The organism is Flavobacterium sp. AC267 (assembly GCF_979258715.1).
In genome coordinates, this window is the sequence record NZ_OZ409875.1 from 5,289,200 (window position 1) to 5,307,087 (window position 17,888).

The following is a 17,888-nucleotide window of genomic DNA, read 5'->3' on the forward strand; positions in this document are numbered from 1 at the left end:
TATTCACTCACAAGTTTTCCCCAAATCAAACTTTATCATGAGTAAACTTCCAAACATAACCACAAGCATTTTTACGGTAATGTCAAAAATGGCAACCGAATACAATGCGATTAATCTTTCGCAGGGATTTCCAAATTTTCCTGTTGATGAAAGATTAACTGATATTGTGGCAAAATTAGCAAAAGAAAATGTTCACCAGTATACACCAATGGCAGGTTATCCGCCATTGATGAACCAAATTGCGAAACTAACTCAGAGTTCTTATAATAGAATAATTAATCCGGATTTAGAATTGTTAGTTACAGCGGGCGCAACACAAGGAATATTCACTTCTATTTTAGCTTTGGTAAAAGAAAATGATGAAGTAATTATTCTCGATCCAAGTTATGATTCTTACGAATCTCCTGTTTTACTTTGCAAAGCAAAACCAGTTCGAGTACCGCTAAATGACGATTATAAACCAAATTGGGAAACGATAGAAAGCGCTTGTTCGGACAAAAGCAAAATGATTATCATCAATAATCCGCATAATCCGACGGGAAAAATATTAACCGAGGCTGACTTTATTCAACTAGAAAAAATCCTTTCCAAATATCCTGACATTATAGTTTTATCTGACGAAGTTTACGAATACATCACTTTTGAAGAAAAACATATTTCAGCACATACCAAAAGCTTTCTTTTAGATCGCTGTATAATGGTTTCTTCTTTTGGGAAATCATTTCACATCACCGGCTGGAAAATTGGCTACACCATTGCGCCAGAACATTTAATGAAAGAAATCAAAAAAGTTCATCAATTTTTGGTTTTCAGTGTAAACAGTATTTCGCAATTTGCTATCAGCGAATATTTAGATGTTATTGATGTCAACCAGCTGGGAAAATTCTATCAGGAAAAAAGAGATTATTTTAGGCAACTGATGCAAAACAGCCAATTTGAACTAAAACCTTGTGAAGGAACTTATTTTCAAGTTGCCTCTTACGCCAATATTTCAAATGAAGATGACGTTACTTTCTGCAAAAACTTAATTATAAATCATGGTGTTGCGACTATTCCAATTTCTACTTTTTATTCTGATCATAAAGACCAAAAGTTAATCCGTTTCTGCTTTGCCAAAGATGACTTTACGTTAGAATCTGCGACAAAAAAATTATGCAAAATATAAAGTTTTTTGAAATTTTATAACATTATTATGCGTGCATCCTATTTTATTTAACTAATATTGCAAAAAAAGAAAAAGTATGAGCTATACAGACAAAATGTTACGTGATGATGCTTTACAAGGCAAAGTCATTGTCGTTACAGGCGGCGGAAGTGGTTTAGGTAAAGCTATGACCAAATATTTTCTCGAATTGGGAGCTCAAGTAGCGATAACTTCTAGAGATCTGGAAAAGTTAAAAACTACAGTTGCTGAACTGGAAAGCCAGACTGGAGGCAAATGCCTTCCTTTACAATGCGATGTTCGTCATTATGAGGAAGTAGAAAACATGCTTCAGGAAACTTTAAAAGTTTTCGGTAAAGTCGATGTTCTTTTAAATAATGCGGCGGGAAATTTTATTTCACCAACCGAAAGATTGTCAGCAAATGCTTTTGATACCGTTATTGATATTGTATTAAAAGGTTCAAAAAACTGTACGTTAGCTTTTGGAAAACACTGGATCGATACCAAACAAACTTCGGCAACGATTTTAAATATAGTAACTACTTACGCTTGGACAGGATCGGCTTATGTTGTTCCTAGTGCAACTGCAAAAGCGGGAGTTTTGGCAATGACAAGAAGTCTTGCTGTAGAATGGGCAAAATACGGAATCCGTTCTAACGCAATCGCGCCGGGACCTTTTCCAACAAAAGGAGCTTGGGACAGATTATTGCCAGGAGATTTGGCAGAGAAATTTGACATGGCCAAAAAAGTGCCGTTAAAGAGAGTTGGTGATCATCAGGAATTAGCCAATTTAGCGACTTATTTGGTTTCCGATTTTTCATCGTACATCAATGGAGATGTAATTACCATCGATGGCGGAGAATGGCTGAAAGGCGCAGGACAATTCAATTTATTAGAAGCAATTCCAGAAGAACTTTGGGATCAGCTGGAAATGATGATAAAAGCAAAAAAGAATAAATAATTACAAGTGCTTACTAAATTCAGAATATTTTTTTAAAACTATACTGATTGCACGAAATCCCGACGGCTCTGCTGTCGGGATTTTTTTTATAATTTTTACTATATAAGTGATATAAGTTCAATTATGTCTAGCTTTATCTAAACATCTGTTTGCTTAAATTTACTTACATTACTTATATGGTTTAAATAATTAATATGCTTAAAAAATTCACTTAAATTATTATTTTTGCCAAACAAATATCAAACAAAAATTTTATGCTCATTATTGGAATTGCAGGAGGAACAGGAAGTGGAAAAACTACAGTAGTACACCAGATTATGAATGAATTGCCACACACAGAAGTTGGTGTAATTTCTCAGGATTCGTACTATAAAGAAACAACCAATTTGTCTTTTGATGAAAGAGCATTAATTAATTTTGATCATCCTCGTGCGATTGATTTTGAATTGTTAGAGAAACATTTAAAAGCTTTAAAAGCGGGAGAGACAATCGATCAGCCTGTTTATTCTTTTGTACAGCATAACAGAACAGATGATACGGTTTCGACTCATCCAAGAAAAGTGATGATTGTAGAAGGAATTCTAATTTTAACAAATCCAGAATTACGTGAAATGTTCGATATCAAAATCTTCGTTCATGCCGATTCTGACGAAAGATTAATTCGTCGTTTGAAAAGAGATATTTCAGAACGCGGCCGTGATATCGATGAAGTTTTAAACCGTTATCAAACGACTTTAAAGCCTATGCACGAGCAATTTATCGAACCATCTAAGGCATTTGCAGACATCATTATTCCAAATGACAAATACAATACTGTAGCGATTGATGTAGTTCGCGCCGTAATTAATCAGCGAATTTCATAATTTTTATTGTAAATTTAAACCATAATAATTAGGAGCTGTTTCCCGCTCTCGCCTTTATCTTTTTATGGTCTCGTTAAAGAAACGAGACCATAAAAAGGATACCGGCTCCATCGGGGCTAAAAAACACCAAGCATATTCAAAAGAAATATTCGTTTAAAAATGAAATTAAAAAATCCATACAAAGGCAAAAAATGGTTTAAATACCTGGGCAACAAATACGTTTGGGTTTTGCTGTTTTTTATTGTTTGGATGTTATTTTTAGATAACTACTCTTATTTTGATCACCGCTTTCTAGATGAGCAAATAAATGAACTTCATGACAATAAAAAGTACTATCAGGAAGAAATAAAAAAAGATCAGGAACAGATCAAACAATTAAAAAATCCAGAACAAATTGAGAAATACGCCCGCGAAAAGTATTTCATGAAAAAAGACAGCGAAGACATCTACATCATTCAATTTGAGGGAGACACTATTCAAGAAAAAGAATAATCAAAAAAAATAAAATGGCTACTAACCTATTCGACGATTTTAATCCGATTTCATCCAAACAATGGAAACAAAAAATTCAGTTTGAATTAGATGGAGCCGATTACAATCAAACTGTTATTTGGAACTCTCCAGAAGATATTCAGGTTAAACCCTTTTATCATAGTGATGAATTTTCTAAAACAGCAAACGTAAATACCCAAGCATCCGATTTTAAAATCTGCCAGAATATATTTGTTTACGATCTAGATAAATCTGTAGAAAGAGCTTTGAACACCTTAGAAAGAGGTGCAGAAAGTATACGTTTTACTATCGAAAATGATAAAATTGATATTCAAAAATTACTAGAGAATCTTCCTTTAGAAAATAAAATCGTTTACTTTAATTTGAGTTTTATCTCAATCGATTTCGTTAAAAAATTAGATACTATTTCTATTCAGAAAAAGGCTGTTTTTTACTGTAATTTTGATCCAATTGGGCAGTTGGCACGAGATGGAAATTGGTTTAGCACTTCAGAAAAAAATAATTTTGAAACTTTAGATTTACTATTTAAAAACACAACAAATTTGAATCTTCTAAGTGTAGATTTAGGTTTGTATCAAAATTCTGGTGCCAATATAACACAGCAAATTGCTTACAGCCTGGCACATGCAAACGAATACTTCAATCGTTTCTCTGACTTTTCTAAACCGATTGTTTTTCAAATATCCGTTGGAACTAATTATTTCTTCGAAATTGCAAAACTTCGTGCGTTACGAATGCTTTTCGATTTAATCGCTGCAGAATATAATTCAAAAAATAAAATGTCATTTTTTGGTCATGCCAACAAAACGAAACAAAACTATTTACGATTATAATGTCAATATGCTCCGCACAACAACCGAATGTATGTCGGCAATTTTAGGAGGTGCAGATGCTATCGCCAATCTGCCCTACGACGCATTATATCATAAAGACAATGAATTTGGAGATCGTATTGCAAGAAACCAGCTTTTGATTTTAAAACACGAAAGCTATTTTGACAAAGTAAACAATCCCGCAGACGGAAGTTACTATATCGAAAGTCTAACCATACAGCTCGCTGAAAAAAGTTTAGCCTTATTTAAAGATATTGAAGCTAATGGCGGTTTCTTGAAACTTTTGAACGATGGAACAATCAAAAAGAAAATTCAAGAAAGTGCTAATAAAGAGCAGGAATTATTTGACTCCAAAAAAGAAATTTTATTAGGCACAAATAAATATCCAAACAAAGAAGACCGAATGAAACATGATTTAGAATTGTTTCCTTTTGTAAAAATAAAACCAAGAAAAACATTAATTACGCCCATAATCGAAAAAAGACTGGCTGAAAAAATGGAGCAGGAAAGATTGGAATTGGAATAGATTAATAATTAGTATGGAAACATTTAGAAAAAAAACATCAATCGAAAATGATTCTACAACTATTTTATCATTGCAAAATTTGGAATCTAAAATCCCACAATGGCAAGTTGATGAAATTAAAAAAAGGACGGAGAACTATTTAAAGAATCCTACGAATGTTATTGACATTGATGATTTTTTAAAAGAAATTGAAGATGAATTATAAAATAGTTATTCTAAACAACAATATTTTACATTGAGAAAAGACCTAAAACATATTAAGCTTAATTTTAAAAGTGATAAGTTAGACGAACTGACGCATAACTCAGAACCTGTAACTCAAAACTTTTTAACTGCTGAAGGAATTGAGATTAAAAAAAACTATTCCGATAAAGATATCGAAGATTTAGAGTTTCTTGATTTTGGAGCTGGTTTTGCACCAAATTTACGCGGACCGTACGCTACAATGTATGTAAGACGTCCGTGGACCATTCGACAATATGCGGGATTTTCTACAGCAGAAGAAAGTAATGCTTTTTATAGAAAAAATTTAGTCGCAGGCCAAAAAGGACTTTCAATTGCATTTGATTTACCAACACACCGCGGTTACGATTCAGATCACGAACGAGTAGTTGGCGATGTCGGAAAAGCTGGAGTTGCAATTGACTCTGTTGAAGACATGAAAGTGCTCTTCGATCAGATTCCTCTGGATGAAATGTCCGTTTCTATGACTATGAATGGAGCCGTACTTCCTATTATGGCTTTTTATATTGTTGCGGCAGAAGAACAAGGCATTAGTCCTGAAAAACTTGCTGGTACGATTCAGAATGACATTTTGAAAGAGTTTATGGTGCGAAATACATATATCTATCCGCCAGCTCCTTCAATGAAAATAATCGCTGATATATTTGAATTTACAAGTAAAAAAATGCCAAAGTTCAATTCTATCTCTATTTCTGGATATCACATGCAGGAAGCTGGAGCGACTGCGGATATTGAATTGGCCTACACTTTAGCCGATGGTTTAGAATATATTAGAACTGGCTTATCAACAGGAATGACAATTGACGAATTTGCACCAAGATTATCTTTCTTTTGGGCAATTGGCATGAATCATTTTATGGAAATTGCTAAAATGAGAGCCGGTCGTATGATCTGGGCAAAATTATTACAACAGTTCAACCCAAAGAGTGATAAATCTCTAGCTTTAAGAACACACTGCCAAACCAGCGGATGGAGTTTAACAGAACAAGATCCGTTTAATAATGTTGCCAGAACTTGCATTGAAGCTTCTGCGACCGTTTTTGGTGGTACGCAATCACTTCACACCAATGCTCTTGATGAGGCAATTGCACTTCCTACAGATTTCTCGGCGAGAATAGCTCGTAATACACAAATCTTTCTTCAGGAAGAAACTAAGATCACCAAAACAGTTGATCCGTGGGCTGGAAGCTATTATGTAGAAAGTTTGACAAATGATTTAGTCGAAAAAACTTGGAAATTAATTGAAGAGGTCGAAGAATTAGGCGGTATGACAAAAGCAATCGAAGCCGGAATTCCGAAACTCCGAATTGAAGAAGCCGCAGCAAGAAAAACAAGCACGCATAGACAGCGGACAGGATATTATTGTCGGCGTAAATAAATACCGTTTAGAAAAAGAAGACCCTCTAGATATTTTAGATGTTGACAATCAATTGGTGCGTAAACAGCAAATTGAACGTCTGGAAGAAATAAACCGAACAAGAAATACAGAACAAGTAAATAATTCACTAGAAAAATTAATCGTTTGTGCAAAAACTGGACAAGGAAACTTATTAGAAATTGCAATTGAAGTCGCCAGAAACAGAGCAACATTAGGCGAAATTAGTACTGCATTGGAAACCGTTTTTGGTCGTTTTAAAGCACAAATCAAATCTTTTAGCGGTGTGTATAGTGCGGCAATTAAAAATGACGAGAATTTTGAGCGTGCAAAACAACTAGCAGATGTTTTTGCAAAACAAGAAGGAAGACGCCCAAGAATTATGATTGCCAAAATGGGACAAGATGGTCATGACCGCGGCGCAAAAGTTGTCGCTACAGGTTATGCAGATGTAGGTTTTGATGTTGATATTGGTCCCCTATTTCAAACTCCCGCCGAAGCGACAAAACAAGCAGTTGAAAATGATGTACATATTTTAGGCGTTTCATCGCTTGCGGCGGGTCATAAAACATTGGTTCCTCAAGTTATAGAAGAACTAAAAAAACATGGCCGTGATGATATTATGGTAATTGTAGGAGGCGTTATTCCGTCTCAGGACTATCAATTTTTGTTTGATGCCGGAGCAGTATGCGGTTTTTGGACCAGGAACTAAAATAAGTGAAGCGGCTATAAAAATTCTAGAAGCCTTGATAGATTAAGTTTTATAGTCTCAGTCTCGGTTTTCAGACTTTCTGAAGAAAATAAAAAATAGAAAAAGAGGTTGTTTCACAATTGCGAAACAACCTCTTTTAATTTAGTCGTTAACGGTTGCGTTACTATCTGCTTCTATAAAAGAAAGATCGTAACCTGCAAAATCTCTCATATAGCTTTTCAAAGACGTTCCGAATGCATCTCTAAAATGTCTGCTTCCTTTGTTTTTGAAAAAATTCTTTACAGAACCTGCACCACCTAAATGTGCCGCGACTAAAATTCCAGATTCGGTAATTTCAATACCACTGATGATTTTGCCTTCGTACTTTGTGATTTCGTGACGTAAAATCCATTTGTTTTTGGCCAATAAAGCCATAAATGCTTTTTCTTGTAAGGCAGGATCTTTTAAAAAGGCTTTGTTATCATTAATTCCGATAGCTCTTAAAGCTTTAGAACCAAATTGATATTTACCCATATAACCAAGAGAATTTACTAGTCTGTATTTCCCTTGAGATTCTTTAAAAGCAACTGCTTCTTTAAAACCTATTAGATGATTCCCTGTGTATGGGACGTTGGTATTCGGGTAATCATCCTTTTCTTTTGATGGAAAAATATATTCTGATCCATCTGTTTTTTCAATTAAAAACCAAGGTTTGGTTTCTTTGTTAGAGGGAATAAATCCCAAACTTAAAAATGTAATAATAACGACTAAACTCGCATAAAAATACCATTTCTTTATCATAAATTGTTTTTCTTCAAAACGCTGTCACCCTCTTGAAATTTCTACGGTGCAAAGATAAGACATTTTAAAAATATGCTAAAAATCAACGCTTTACCATTTTTATTAGAAAAGTAGAAATCGCTTTGATCCCAGTTATAATAATGGATTCCAAAAGATTTTGAGTCTCCTTTTTTACCTTCAAAAATTGAAATTTAGGAGCAAAAAAAATCAAATTTTATATTAATTTTAAGGAAAATACACTAAAAAGAAAGAAATAGATTACAAAAAATCACTCATTTTTATGCAAATCTTGAAAAGTACTTTTTGAATTTTATAAAATTTACCATTAAAAAATGTTTATTTTTTCATTAAGAATAGTCAAAAAACACTCAAAATAATAATTCAATAATTTTTCGACAGGAAATTCATTTTCAATTAAAATTAGACATAAAAAAAACCGAAGCAAATGACTTCGGTTCTTTCTCTTTTTAAAAATAAATTATCTTGTAACTCCTTGACTAGCGATCCAGTCAGAATATTTTTTTGCATTTACATTATGTTCTGCCAATGTTGCTTGCAAATTCATGGTATCCAAAACGCTCTACACTTGCACAGAAATAGATATAATCGTTCTTTTCCGGGTTTAAAACTGCCTCTAAAGCTGTAATATCAGGCATCGCAATTGGCCCTGGCGGAAGTCCTTTATTTACATAAGTATTATATGGCGATTTCATTACCAAATCATTATAAAAAACTCTTTTAATTACTTGATCAAAATTATTGTCTCTTAACTTCAAAGAATAAATAACAGTTGGATCTGCCTGCAATGGCATTTCTAAACGAAGACGATTTAAATAAACCCCAGCAATACGCGGTCTTTCATCCTTTTTAACTGATTCTTTATGTACGATTGAAGCTAAAATAGTCGCTTGAACAGGAGTTAATCCTTGTTTTTTTGCTTTTTCAATTCTTTCTGCTGTCCAGAAATTATTGTACTCCTTAATCATTTTGTCACGAAACTTCTCTGCAGAAGTATTCCAATAGATTTCATAGGTGTTCGGAATAAACATAGCAAAAACATTTTCTTCGTTGAAACCGTTTGCCGCCATGAAAGTAGAATCTTTTATCGCTTTTAATAATGATAAACTGTCTGCTTCTATTTCGGCACCAATTCTTCCTGCAAAATTTTCTAAACGTTCTTGATTATTAAATACCAATTTAACTGGAATATTAGAACGCATTGCTCTAACTAAATCAATATTATTCATATCTTTCTTTAAAAGAAAGCGTCCAGATTTTACATTTTGCGGATAATCTCTTTTTTCGGCAACCATTTCAAAATTGTCGAAATTTTTGATGTAAGGCGTTAATATCTTTTTTACATCGGCGTAACTAGCGTCTGTCGGTACATAAACATATAATTCTTTTTCTTCAAACTTAGTATTAGAACTAAAAATTTTACTGATTAAAATAAAACCATAAATCATTAAAACTGAAATTACGGCTACGGCGCTTATTGTGATAATTTTTTTTAGAGTCAAAGCTTAAAATTTAAATTTGTTTATTAATTAGTTGAAAAACTGCTTCATCTTGATAGTGGTTATGATGCAGAATCCAATCTTTCTTTATTCCAATTTTCTCAAAACCAAATTTAGTAAAAAGTGCGATACTTGTCGCATTTTCTACACCTATATTTGCGTATAATTGATGAAGATTTAAATTATAAAAAGCATACTTTATCAAAAGCTCTAAAGCCTCAGAACCAATATTCTGTCCTTTATTTTCGTTTTTTTGAATAACAATACCAATTCCCGCCCTATTATTTCTAGGATCAAAATCAAATAAATCAATTAATCCGACGGCTGGAAAATCATCGTCTTGACAAATCACCAACCTAAGCTGTTTTGCTTCATAAATATCTTGGTGGGCATTTTCTAAATATTGTTTAATTAAAAAACGACTATAAGGGGTTTGTGTGTTGCTCACTTCCCATATATTCTGATCATTTTCTACAGCATAGATAAACTCTAAATCTTCAGGTTCTAGTGCACGCAGATAAATCGAATCGCCTTTTAGTGTTATCATTTACAATTTTAGATTTTAGATTTTAGATTTTAGATTTTAGAATCTCGATTGGTATTTGGGATTCAAAATTTTGGGATTTAACTCTTAAATTTCTATTGTTCCTTTAAAAACAAATTTTGCAGGTCCAGTTAAAAAAACATTTGTAAACTGATCATTTTCTTTATCAAAAGAAACAACTAGTTTTCCTCCTTCAACATTCAAATTGATGGCTGATTTATCTGTTTCACCAATTGCATTCATGGCGATTGCGACTGCAGTCGCTCCAGTTCCACATGCTAATGTTTCGTCTTCAACACCTCTTTCATACGTTCTCAAAGAAAAAGTATCATTATCTACTTTTTTTACAAAATTGATATTACTGCCTTTTTCTCCATACAATTCTCCATAACGAATTGCGGCGCCATTTTCTTTTACATTATAATGTTCCAAATCATCTACAATTTGAACATGGTGAGGCGATCCAGTGTTTAAGAACGTATAAGAATCTTTTTTCTGTATTTCATTAACATCAATCATTTGCAAGGAAATAATTGAATCATCATTAACAGAAGCATGGTGTAATCCGTCAGTAGCAATAAATGTAGTTTTATCATCAATTACTCCCAATTGATTGGCAAAAGCAACCAGACAGCGGTACGCCGTTTCCACACATTGAACTTTGATTTCCGTCTGAATTATAGTAGACCATTCTAAAATCGGTTTCAGTGTCATTTTCCAGCAGAATTAATCCGTCTGCTCCAATTCCGAAACGTCTGTCGCACAAGCGTTCAATAAGTTTAACATCTTCTTTTGGAAAGAAGTTTGAACGATTATCAATCATTACAAAATCGTTCCCAGTTCCTTGATATTTATAAAATTCTATTTGCATTTTTTAGTCATTAGAAGTACAAAAGTACGAACTATTAATTAATGAAATGTTAATCATTGTTAAAGAGAGTTAAACCGTTTTTACAAATAATTTTTTGAAGTAATTTTACGTTAAATAACATGAACATAAATTCTAATAACTTAATTACAAATTCTAATATGAAAAGATTTTCAGCCTTATTTTTAGTGTCTTTATTGAGTGGCGCTATTACTCTTGGTGCTTACAAGTTATTATTTGAAAGCAACAATTCTTTTTTTGGAAAAGGAAATTCTGTTGTTACTCTTGCCCCCAATTCATTTGGAAAAAATGTTGGTTTAGCGGCTGAAACAGTCGATTTTACCGAAGTCGCAGACAAAACTATCCATACCGTTGTTCACGTAAAAAATGTTTCGAGAAGAACTGTAAGCAACCCAATGCTTGAGTTTTTCTATGGTTATGGCGGACAGCGGCAACAAGAACAAGTAGGAACTGGTTCTGGTGTAATTATTTCTGAAGACGGATATATTGTTACCAATAATCACGTAATTAAAGATGCTACAGAAATTGAAATTACTTTAAACAATAAAAAATCGTATAAAGCGAAGTTAATTGGTACCGATTCTAAAATGGATATCGCGCTTTTAAAAATAGATGCAGATGTAAAACTTCCTTACACCGCTTTTGCAAATTCTGACAGCGTAAAAGTTGGCGAATGGGTATTGGCAGTTGGAAATCCGTATAACTTAACTTCTACTGTAACAGCCGGAATTGTTTCGGCGAAAGCCAGAAATTTAGATCAAAGCGGAATTCAGTCATTTATTCAAACCGATGCTTGCCGTAAATCCAGGAAATAGTGGTGGTGCGTTAGTCAATACCAGAGGAGAATTAATTGGTATTAATACGATGATTTCATCCATGACTGGTTCTTATGTGGGTTATTCTTTTGCCGTTCCTTCTAATATTGCTCGCAAAATTATCGAGGATATTATGGAATTTGGAAATGTCCAAAGAGGAATTTTAGGAGTTGAAGGAGGGGAATTGAACAGCACTGCTTCCAAAGAATTAGGAATTACAGAAACCCAAGGATTTTATATTAATAGAGTTACTAAAAATTCTGGTGCAGAAAAAGCAGGTTTGGGTAAAGGTGATATTATTATAAAATTGGATGAACAAAATATTTCTACTTATGCAGATTTATCAGGTTATATTAATACCAAACGTCCAAATGATGTAGTGAAAGTAACTTATGTTAAAGACGGAAAAACTAAAACGGTTCCTGTAACTTTGAGTAAAAATGAATTTTACAGCGCTGAATTTAAAGGAATCGAGTTAGAAAATATCGATGCGACAGACAAGAAAAAATTCAGAATTGATTATGGTGTAAAAATTAAAAATATTACCAATGAAAATTTAATGCAATACCAAAATGAATTGCAAGGAAATATTATCTTAAGCATTGATAATGTAAAAGCAACAAACGTTGAAACCGTTTCAAAACTTTTAAGTAAAAAAGATGAAGGACAAAGTGTTCGAATTGAAATGATCAATAAAAACGGAGAAATTTTTAGAATCATTATTTAAGTCCAATTATTCAGTCACAGTATTCAGTCACAGTATTCAGTCACAGTATTCAGTCACAGTATTCATTGACAGTCTCAGTTCAAACTGAAAATTGGAATTGCGACTGAGAACTAAAAAAAGCCATCTTAAAAAAATTAAGATGGCTTTTTTATTTTCAAAAATAAATGCCTAAATAGTTTACGAAATCGATTGAAATAGATACTTTTGCGCCAAATTATAAAATAAGTGAGCGTTTTATTATTTCAATTAAAGTAAATTATGAACAACAAATCATTGTACCAAAAAGAGGTATCATTACAAGTCGACCGAAGAAGAGCTGGTGTCGAATTAATTAAAATCATAAGTGATTTATGGTATGACAAATCGATAGAAATGGTTTTATTTAAAAACCAGTCTGCTCGATAAAAATGTCAGCGACATTATCAACCTTCATCAATATGCAGGTGAATTTGTTGGAAAACCAATCACAATCTTTGATTCTGTAGAAATCGCAAAAGTCGTTTTGTCGTTAGATCTTCCGCCATCTAAAATAGATCTTGGAAAATTAACTTACGAATATCGTTTAGAAGATGAAAAATATCCAGATGCAAGATATTTTGTTATGGATAAATTGAAGAAAGCAAAATCATCTAAAGAGATTCAACCTAAAGATGTTGTACTTTATGGCTTTGGAAGAATTGGGCGTTTATTAGCGAGAGAATTAATGTCTAAAACTGGAAAGGGAAATCAATTACGTTTAAGAGCAATTGTAACTCGAGACAAAAATGATGTGTCTAGTTTAGAAAAGCGTGCTTCTTTACTTCGCTATGATTCTATTCATGGAGATTTTCACGGATCTGTAATTGCCGATCCAAAAAACAATGCTTTAATCATTAATGGAACTACTGTTCATATCATAACAGCAAATTCTCCCGAAGAAATCGATTATACGCATTACGAAATAAATGATGCATTACTTATAGACAATACCGGAGCTTTTACTACAGAAGAAGCTTTAAAAAGGCATTTAAAATCTAATGGAATAGAAAAAGTGCTATTAACAGCTCCAGGAAAAGGGGTTCCAAATATTGTTTACGGGGTCAATCAAAACGAATACAACCCCGATGAAATTGCCATATTTTCTGCTGCTTCATGCACAACAAATGCTATTACACCAATTTTGAAAGTTATTGAAGATACATTAGGTGTTACAAAAGGCCATTTAGAAACCATTCACGCATACACAAACGATCAAAATCTGGTTGATAATATGCACAAAAAATACCGTCGTGGAAGAAGCAATGCTTTAAACATGGTGATTACAGAGACGGGCGCAGGAAATGCCGTTGCAAAAGCACTTCCATTATTAGAAGGAAAATTAACTTCAAATGCAATTCGAGTTCCAGTTCCAAATGGTTCTCTAGTAGTTTTGAATTTAGAAGTTAAAAAGGCAACTTCGATTGCCGGCATTAATAAAATCATGAAGAAATATGCTCTTGAAGGAGAATTGGTAGAGCAAATTAAATATTCTTTAAACAATGAACTAGTATCATCTGACATTGTTGGAACTTCGGCTCCTTCCATTTATGACAGTAATGCAACGATTGTATCAAAAGATGGAAAAAACATAGTCTTATATATATGGTATGATAACGAATACGGATATAGTCATCAAGTTATTCGTTTAGCAAAATATATTGCCAAAGTAAGACGTTATACTTATTATTAATTCGACCAAACTAACTATTTTGCTAAAACCATCAAGATTTCTTGGTGGTTTTTTCATTTCATTAAATAGGTAAAACTGTAGTACTTTTTACTTCTGAAATCACAAAAACAGTATTGATCAAAGAAACTTCAGGTAAAACAGATAATTTTTTTTGATGAAAATGATGGTAACTTTCCATATCTGGAATTATAATTTTAAGCATGTAATCGAAATTTCCAGATACATAATTACACTCAACAACTTCTGGTAAATTCAAAATCGATTGATTAAACCCTTCAGAAGTATCATAGGTTTGTTTTGTCAATGTTACTTGACAATAAACCGTGAGATTATTTCCGAGTTTTTTCTTATCTAAAATAGTCACATATTTTTCTATAATCCCGTCTTTCTCAAGACGTTTCACTCTATCATGAACTGGAGTTAAAGACAGGTTTATTTTATTTGCGATGTCTTTTAAAGTGTAATGTGCATCTTCCTGCAGAAGACGTAAGATTTTTTTGTCAATTTCATCTAAAGCCATAACGAAAACGTTTTATTAGATTCATACTTTTTAGTCTTTTTTTCTTTTTGATGAATAAAATCAGATCAAAAAAAGAATATTTTTCTGTAAAAGTAAAAAATAAAATAATATTTTCTTATTTAACATTCATTAAACCATAATTTATTCGCTCTCTGTAGCTTTGTAAAACAATTTCAATAAAAACAAAAAAATATAACAACATGATAATAGGTGTTCCAAAAGAAATAAAAAATAACGAAAACAGAGTTGCTTTGACTCCTGCTGGTGTTTCAGAAATGAAAAAACACGGACATACAGTATATGTTCAATCTAATGCTGGTTTAGGAAGTGGTTTTAGCGATGATGAATATGCACAAGCTGGAGCAGTAGTTTTACCAACTATTGAAGAAGTTTATGCAATTGCAGAAATGATTATTAAAGTTAAAGAGCCAATTGCTTCTGAATATCCATTGATTAAGAAAGATCAATTATTATTTACTTACTTCCACTTTGCTTCATCAGAAGAGTTAACTCATGCAATGCTCGAAAAGGGTGCAGTTTGTTTAGCTTACGAAACTGTTGAAAAAACAGACCGCAGTTTACCTTTATTAGTTCCAATGTCAGAAGTTGCAGGTCGTATGGCAATTCAACAAGGAGCAAAATATCTTGAAAAACCATTAAAAGGAAGAGGAATTCTTTTAGGAGGTGTTCCAGGAGTTCCACCAGCAAAGGTTTTAGTTTTAGGTGGAGGAATCGTAGGAACCTAAGCAACAAAAATGGCGACAGGTTTAGGAGCTCAAGTTACTATCATGGATTTAAGCTTACCTCGTTTACGTCAGTTAGATGACATTATGCCAGCAAATGTAAACACAGAAATGTCTAACCATTATAACATCACTAGAGCAATTAAAGATGCTGACTTAGTTGTTGGAGCAGTTTTAATTCCAGGAGCAAAAGCACCACACTTAATTACTCGTGATATGTTGAAATTAATGCGTCCGGGAGCAGTTGTTGTTGACGTTGCAGTTGACCAAGGTGGATGTATCGAAACTTGTACTCCTACAACTCACGAAAACCCAACTTTCATTATAGATGATATTGTTCACTATTGTGTAGCTAATATGCCAGGTGCTGTTCCTTACACATCTACATTGGCTTTAACAAATGCAACTTTACCTTATGCTGTACAATTAGCTAACAAAGGATGGGAAAAAGCATGTGCTGAAAATGAAGAATTGAAAAAAGGATTAAATGTTGCTAACGGAAAAATCCTTTACAAAGGAGTTGCTGAAGCTTGGAATCTTCCTTTTAACGAAGAAATAGTATTAGCAAACGCATAGTGCTACTACTTAAATAAGTGCTTACTAAGTCACTATTATAAAGGCTTTTCTTAATTGAAAAGCCTTTTTTTATGGCATAAAAAAACCTGCCTTTAAAAGACAGGTTTTAAAAACTGATATATTAGAGACTATTTCTTTTCATCTAAAATTTCCTGCAATACTTTTGCTTCAGTTCCATTAGGGAAAGTAACTTTAATTTTCTGAGCTATTGTTGGCGCAATTTCAGTAATCGCTTTTTTATCATAAGACTCTCCTTTTTTAATATGCCATCCATAAAAAATAGCCGGTACATGAGTATCATAACTATAAATTGTTCCGTGAGATGTTCCAGTAGTACTGTATTCAATATCACCCGGTTTATCAACGATAACTAAATCACCGTTTTGTGTAACATCATATCCTTTAGCTACAAAATTAAGTGAATAGTCGTTACCACCATTAGCCAAAATTTCTTCTTCTGTATAAACCTTTTTAACTTGTGGTCGCGTCATTAAAAAGTCTTTAAAAGCTTTTTTAACTTTTGCTAATTCTAAACCTTTATCTTTAATGATTTGCTTATTAAGAAAAACATTAAAGTTTGAATAGTTTAAAACTAAATCTACTCCAAAAGTTTTTACTGAGAAGTCCTGCATGCTTTTCTTTACTTCTTTTGACGGATAGTTGTCTACATTGTATTTACGGTCTTTTAAGTAAATTACATTCTCTGCTCCTGCGTGATCTGCAGTTAAGAATAATAAATAATTACCTTTACCAACAGTTTTATCTAAGTACGCTAAGAAATCAGCAATAGTTTGATCTAGTCTTAAGTAAGTATCTTGAAGCTCCATTGATCTTGGTCCAAGAAGGTGTCCAACATAGTCAGTAGATGAAAAACTAACTGTTAAGAAATCTGTAATATTATCTTTTCCTAGTTCTTCTTTTTCTATTGCTCTTTTTGCAAAGTCTGCTAAAAGATCGTTTCCATAAGGAGTTGCACGAATAATTCCTGCATCATTTTTCTCATACATAGATTTTAAATCATATGGAAAAACAGGTGCGAGCACTTCCGTATAATTTGCCTTCATAAGGATTATTATCTGGAAGACTTTCATTATATACTGAAGCTGGTTTGTATAAATCCCAGCCTTTATTGATATATGTTAGATAATTTTTCTCATTATTGAATTCAGATACCCATCCTGGTAATTTTTCTCCGTAAAAAGTACTAGAAATGAATGAACCTGTTTTGCTGTACCAAAATGCCCAATTTGCAAAATGACCCGCTGGTAAAATTGCACCACGATCTTTAAGACTCATTCCGATTACTTTTCCAGCGAAATTTGTCGCCATTCTGACTTCATCAGTAATTGTAGTACTTTGAAGATTTTTAGGAGACATTGCTCCTTCTTCTGCGGTTCCATCTCCAATAGTTTTCACACCAGCATCATCCGTACAATACATTTCTTTACCAAGAGTTCTGCTGAACCATTCGTTACCAACAATTCCGTGTGTAGCTGGGGTAGTTCCTGTATAAATCGAAGCATGTCCTGGCGCAGTATATGTTGGCATGTAATTATAATGCATATTTTGAAAAACATATCCATTATTCATTAACTTCTTAAAACCGTTTGGGGAAAAATCATCTGAAAAACGATATAAATATTCCATTTTCATTTGATCAACTACTATACCTACAACTAATTTAGGACGTTGTTGTGCACTTAAATTTGTGATAACAAAAAGAGCCAACAGTAAAATACTTTTTTCTCATGTTTAAATAATAATTTGAACACAAAAATACTCATTCAAATTCAAAACTTCTAAACTATCAATGTAGAAGAACACACAATTGACTATAATTTAACAGTATCCGTTTTTAATAAAGGCTATTTAGGAAAATAG

Annotated in this window: 8 protein-coding genes and 8 pseudogenes; 10 read left to right on the forward strand and 6 right to left on the reverse strand. The window is 32.9% G+C overall.

The genetic code is table 11. The features are described 5' to 3' along the window. Positions 1–37 precede the first annotated feature (37 nt). The 7 genes and pseudogenes from ACZZ95_RS28100 (at position 38) to scpA (ending at position 7,234) form a co-directional block, all read left to right on the forward strand. Positions 38–1,165: a methionine aminotransferase gene (locus ACZZ95_RS28100; protein WP_463471595.1), complete on the forward strand. Its 1,128-nt coding sequence runs from the start codon at positions 38–40 to the stop codon at positions 1,163–1,165. 76 nt (positions 1,166–1,241) lie between these two features. Further along, positions 1,242–2,123: an SDR family oxidoreductase gene (locus tag ACZZ95_RS28105; RefSeq protein WP_463471596.1), complete on the forward strand. Its 882-nt coding sequence runs from the start codon at positions 1,242–1,244 to the stop codon at positions 2,121–2,123. Positions 2,124–2,377: 254 nt separating this feature from the next. After that, positions 2,378–2,986, forward strand: a complete 609-nt coding sequence (udk, locus tag ACZZ95_RS28110; RefSeq protein ID WP_057116957.1) for a uridine kinase — start codon at positions 2,378–2,380, stop codon at positions 2,984–2,986. Between the two features lie 159 nt (positions 2,987–3,145). Continuing rightward, the gene (locus ACZZ95_RS28115) at positions 3,146–3,478 is read left to right on the forward strand and encodes an FtsB family cell division protein (RefSeq protein WP_095952039.1); all 333 of its coding nucleotides are present in this window, start codon (positions 3,146–3,148) and stop codon (positions 3,476–3,478) included. A gap of 14 nt (positions 3,479–3,492) precedes the next feature. Beyond that, positions 3,493–4,858 (forward strand): annotated as a pseudogene (locus ACZZ95_RS28120) (methylmalonyl-CoA mutase subunit beta). A 13-nt stretch (positions 4,859–4,871) separates the two neighbouring features. Continuing rightward, positions 4,872–5,063 carry an addiction module protein gene (locus ACZZ95_RS28125; protein ID WP_463471597.1) on the forward strand — a complete coding sequence of 64 codons (192 nt, stop codon included), beginning with the start codon at positions 4,872–4,874 and terminating at the stop codon, positions 5,061–5,063. A 30-nt stretch (positions 5,064–5,093) separates the two neighbouring features. Further along, positions 5,094–7,234, forward strand: a pseudogene (gene scpA / locus ACZZ95_RS28130) (methylmalonyl-CoA mutase). Positions 7,235–7,329: 95 nt separating this feature from the next. Here the strand turns inward: scpA and ACZZ95_RS28135 are convergent. The 4 genes and pseudogenes from ACZZ95_RS28135 to dapF form a co-directional block, all read right to left on the reverse strand. Next, complete coding sequence (locus ACZZ95_RS28135) at positions 7,330–7,968, reverse strand: peptidoglycan-binding protein LysM (protein WP_463471598.1); 639 nt, start codon at positions 7,966–7,968, stop codon at positions 7,330–7,332. Between the two features lie 478 nt (positions 7,969–8,446). Further along, positions 8,447–9,488 (reverse strand): annotated as a pseudogene (gene mltG / locus ACZZ95_RS28140) (endolytic transglycosylase MltG). 10 nt (positions 9,489–9,498) lie between these two features. After that, entirely contained in the window at positions 9,499–10,032 is a 534-nt protein-coding gene (locus ACZZ95_RS28145) for a GNAT family N-acetyltransferase (RefSeq protein WP_463471599.1), read from the reverse strand. 84 nt (positions 10,033–10,116) lie between these two features. Further along, positions 10,117–10,900, reverse strand: a pseudogene (dapF, locus tag ACZZ95_RS28150) (diaminopimelate epimerase). Positions 10,901–11,058: 158 nt separating this feature from the next. Between dapF and ACZZ95_RS28155 the strand changes: the two are divergent. Both ACZZ95_RS28155 and ACZZ95_RS28160 read left to right on the forward strand, forming a co-directional pair. Then, positions 11,059–12,460: pseudogene (locus ACZZ95_RS28155) on the forward strand (trypsin-like peptidase domain-containing protein). Positions 12,461–12,718: 258 nt separating this feature from the next. Next, positions 12,719–14,168: pseudogene (locus tag ACZZ95_RS28160) on the forward strand (glyceraldehyde-3-phosphate dehydrogenase). A gap of 61 nt (positions 14,169–14,229) precedes the next feature. Here ACZZ95_RS28160 and ACZZ95_RS28165 read toward each other — a convergent pair. Next, a complete protein-coding gene (locus tag ACZZ95_RS28165) occupies positions 14,230–14,688 on the reverse strand; it encodes an Lrp/AsnC family transcriptional regulator (protein ID WP_053474073.1) in 459 nt (152 codons plus the stop codon). A gap of 200 nt (positions 14,689–14,888) precedes the next feature. Here ACZZ95_RS28165 and ald point away from each other — a divergent pair. Beyond that, positions 14,889–16,007, forward strand: a pseudogene (gene ald / locus ACZZ95_RS28170) (alanine dehydrogenase). 128 nt (positions 16,008–16,135) lie between these two features. Here the strand turns inward: ald and pafA are convergent. Continuing rightward, positions 16,136–17,744: pseudogene (gene pafA, locus ACZZ95_RS28175) on the reverse strand (alkaline phosphatase PafA). Between the last annotated feature and the right edge of the window lie 144 nt (positions 17,745–17,888).